Genomic DNA, 765 nt, shown 5'->3' with positions numbered 1-765 from the left:
ATAGGTGGAGTCGCGGACGCCGACATTCACCACGCGGGTGCTGAACGGCGCGTACTGGTCGGAGATATGGGTGTAGAACAGCCGTCCCGGCTCGCTGCCGTACCTCGGGTTGACGTGCCCGGTGCTTTCGCCCCGGCCGCCCGCGCGGAAGCGCTGGCCATCGGAGGACGAGGTGGTGCCATCGCCCCAGTGGGCGGCAAAGGCATGGCGGTACTGGTGGTTGACCAACTCGGCCAGGGCCGCCGAGTAGGTTTCGTCGCGGATGTGCCACGCTTGCAGCCAGGACAGCTTGGCGTAGGTCAGTCCGGGGCTCGACTCGGCCATATTGGTCAGCCCGAGGTTGATTGCATCACCGAGAATCGCGGACAGCAGCAACGTCCGGTCTTTGGCCTCGGCCCCGTCCTTCAGGTGGGTGAAGTGGCGGCTGAAGCCCGTCCAGTCGTCCACGTCCATCAGCAGTTCGGTGATCTTGATGCGCGGCAGTAACTGACTGGTCTGGTCGATCAGCGCCTGCGCCCGATCCGGCACCGCCGCATCCAGCGGGGTGATCTTCAACCCGGACTCGGTGAGGATGGCATCGGGCAGCTCGTTGTCCTTGGCCAGGCGGGCGACAGTGGCCAACTGCTCGTCCAGCAGCTGCAAGCGCTCTTCCAGATACTGGTCGCTGTTCGGGTTGATCGCCAGCGGCAGGGCCTGTTCCCGCTTGAGCGCGGCGAACTTCTCGGCCGGCAGCAGGTAGTCGTCGAAGTCGCGGAACTGCCGCGA

Annotated in this window: 1 protein-coding gene; it reads right to left on the bottom strand. The window is 65.6% G+C overall.

The genetic code is table 11. From position 1 onward, the window contains the following. Positions 1-765: Tn3 family transposase (locus EC839_RS24740; protein WP_256681105.1), on the bottom strand; the 765-nt coding region annotated here is incomplete at both ends.

The organism is Pseudomonas sp. JUb52 (assembly GCF_004341115.1).
GTDB classification, from domain to species: Bacteria; Pseudomonadota; Gammaproteobacteria; order Pseudomonadales; family Pseudomonadaceae; genus Chryseomonas; species Chryseomonas oryzihabitans.
This window is presented reverse-complemented; position numbering and strand designations above follow the sequence as displayed.